This is a genomic window from Kitasatospora sp. NPDC001683 (assembly GCF_053596495.1).
Map to the genome: position 1 here is coordinate 1 of NZ_JBSFGK010000222.1, position 2,453 is coordinate 2,453.

Genomic DNA, 2,453 nt, shown 5'->3' on the forward strand with positions numbered 1-2,453 from the left:
CGCCTGGCTCCACACCTACAATCACCACCGCGGACACACAGCACTCGCAGGCAAGCCACCCGCCAGCCGCGTCCCCAACCTCACGAGTCAGAACACCTAGCGCGCAACCTAAGGAGAACGATCGGCCTGGCCCGCCGCCACACTGCCGCCGTCGTCCGGACAGCCCGAGTCAACGACCGGAATGGCTCAGGAGGCCTCAGGGATGTCGGCGACGGCGACGGTGGTGGAGTGGTCGTCGGCCTCGGCGAGGAGGGTGCCGCCGGGGGCCCACAGGGCGGCGCCGCCGCAGCCGGTCCAGGGGCCGGAGGGGCCGACGTGGTTGGCGAGGGCGACGAGTTGCCGGACGTTGGCCGGGATGTCGGCGGGGACGCAGGACAGCTGGGCGGCAGCGATCTTCATGGCGGCCAGCATGGTATGGGGAGGAGTAGGAAGTCGGGCCCGCCGACTTCCTACTCCGGGGCGTGTTAGGCGTGGTGGTCGAATTCGCCGGCTTTGATGCCGTCGAGGAGGGCGGAGAGGGCGGTCGGGGTGGTGCGAAGGATGAGGTGTCCCTCGTCGGACTCGCGGAGCTCGATCAGGCGGTCTATCGCGCGTACTTCGACGCACTCGTTGCCTGAGGCACTGTAACTGGACTTCTGCCACTCCGAGCTAGGCATAGGTAGATTTCATTTCCTTCATAATGGATCGGATGAAGTCGCACGATTGTTCCTCGGAGAGAGCAGTGGCGTCCAAGCTGGAGAAGATGGTTCGGTACTTGGCCAGATTGGCGGGCGAGTCGAAGAACAACGTGCCTGGGGCGACGTCCATCTGGACCGTATCCAGCTCGGGTACTGGCCCCTCGACGTAGGTCAGGTTCTCACCGGTGCCTGGGAAGGTGTCAACGTCGAACGGAACGACCCGGATGGAAAGTCCCGGCCGCTCCGCGTCGTTCAGCAGTGCAGCGAGTTGGTCGATGAGCACCAGAGGACCTCCGAACTGCATGCGAAGTGCAGCTTCGTGGATGAAAGCCCGGACCGGAGTCGCCTGGACGACTTCCTGGCGCCTGAGTCGGAACGTAGTCCTGGTCTCGACATCCTGTGGAGGCAGGGGAGGCACGAGGCGGGCGAACATCGCAGATGCGTAGGACTTGGTCTGGAGCAAACCAGGCAGGTAGACGGTATTGCAGAAGGAGATCCGCTCGGCGTGACCCTCAAGTTCTGCCACTTCAAGGAAGTCGATGGTCAGGGTGGCGCGGTACTCCTCCCACCAGCCCTTCCCGCGCTCTGAGGCCATGCGCGCCATCGCGTCGATCAGCGGCTGATTGGTACACATGCACACGGCGGCGATCGTCCGCAGCCGCTCGACGCTGATCCCGCTCTTCCCACTCTCCATCTGCGTGATCTGCGCGGGCTGGATGCCGAGCTCGCGTGCCAGCTGGCTGCCGCCGAGGCCGGCCTGCTCTCGAATCCTCCGCAACTCGGTCCCCAGGCGTCGCTGGCGAAGGGTTGGGTTCGATCGAAGGGCCATGACGTCCTCTCTGCGGGTGATGAGATCAGTGTGCCGCAGGGCTCCGGGGCGAGGCAGCCACGTTAGAGGGAACTTTCTCGCGATGGTCTCAAATTTGCCACCTGCTGCGCTATCGTCGTTCTCACATCGATCCGACGGATCGTCAGTAATGCCTGCCAGCAGGCACCGCAGAGCAGCCATGCTCATTTGCCTGGCCTGGCTCACGGCGACCCATGTCCGCCGGATCTCCACTCCACACCACGCCGGGAGAACTCCCATGCGTCACCTCAACACGCCCTCGCTCACCCTCGCCAAGCAGTCCCTCCAGGACGCCATGACCCGCCTCGGCTGGCCGCCCTCGGACACCTTCGACGCCGAACTCGCCCTCGGCGAGCTGATCGTGAACGCCTGGAGCCACGCGAACACCCCCGCGCCGGTCGTCCAGATCCTCTCCCTCACCGCCAACACCCTCCGGGTGGCCGTCTCGGACGAGAGCCCGGTGCTGCCCGACATGCAGCCCCTCGACCTCCTCGCCGAGTCCGGCCGGGGCCTCCAGCTCGTCGAGGGCCTCACCGACCGCTGGGGCATCGACCCGCAGAAGCGCGGCAAGACCATCTGGTTCGAGTGCGACCTGGGCGGTGCCGAGTGAAGCGCCGCTTCCCCATGAAGCCCACCGACCCCCGTATCCGCGCCTACACCGACGACCACATCCGCACCCTCCTCGCCGAACTCCACGAGCGCGGCAAGAAGTTCGGCCTCATCTGGCCCTCCGCCGACCTCGACCACACCCTCGACGGCCGGGTCCTCGTCCGCTTCAACACGGCGCCCACCTCGACCCTCCTGAACCTCCTTGTGCTGCTCCTCGACGCCGAGCGCGAGCACCCGTGCGATTCCTGATCGGGGCGGCCTTCGCCGTCCTCCTCGCCCTCGCGATCGCCACGGTCGCCCTGGGCGTCATCACCGCCCTC

The 2,453-nt window shown here is 66.3% G+C and carries 5 protein-coding genes; 2 read left to right on the forward strand and 3 right to left on the reverse strand.

From position 1 onward, the window contains the following. Positions 1-186: 186 nt before the first annotated feature. The 3 genes from ACWCYO_RS40585 to ACWCYO_RS40595 all read right to left on the reverse strand — a co-directional run bounded on the left by ACWCYO_RS40585 (position 187) and on the right by ACWCYO_RS40595 (position 1,506). Positions 187-399, reverse strand: a complete 213-nt coding sequence (locus tag ACWCYO_RS40585) for a hypothetical protein (protein ID WP_449787038.1) — start codon at positions 397-399, stop codon at positions 187-189. Positions 400-464: 65 nt separating this feature from the next. Then, positions 465-656 carry a DUF397 domain-containing protein gene (locus tag ACWCYO_RS40590; protein ID WP_270144928.1) on the reverse strand — a complete coding sequence of 64 codons (192 nt, stop codon included), beginning with the start codon at positions 654-656 and terminating at the stop codon, positions 465-467. After that, on the reverse strand, positions 649-1,506 hold the full coding sequence (locus ACWCYO_RS40595; protein WP_449787039.1) for a helix-turn-helix domain-containing protein: 858 nt from the start codon (positions 1,504-1,506) through the stop codon (positions 649-651). The genes ACWCYO_RS40590 and ACWCYO_RS40595 overlap by 8 nt, the downstream gene beginning before the upstream one ends. Positions 1,507-1,762: 256 nt before the next feature. Here ACWCYO_RS40595 and ACWCYO_RS40600 point away from each other — a divergent pair, with 256 nt between their 5' ends. Further along, entirely contained in the window at positions 1,763-2,134 is a 372-nt protein-coding gene (locus ACWCYO_RS40600) for an ATP-binding protein (RefSeq protein WP_270144923.1), read from the forward strand. A 14-nt stretch (positions 2,135-2,148) separates the two neighbouring features. Beyond that, the gene (locus ACWCYO_RS40605) at positions 2,149-2,382 is read left to right on the forward strand and encodes a hypothetical protein (protein ID WP_449787040.1); all 234 of its coding nucleotides are present in this window, start codon (positions 2,149-2,151) and stop codon (positions 2,380-2,382) included. Positions 2,383-2,453 lie beyond the last annotated feature (71 nt).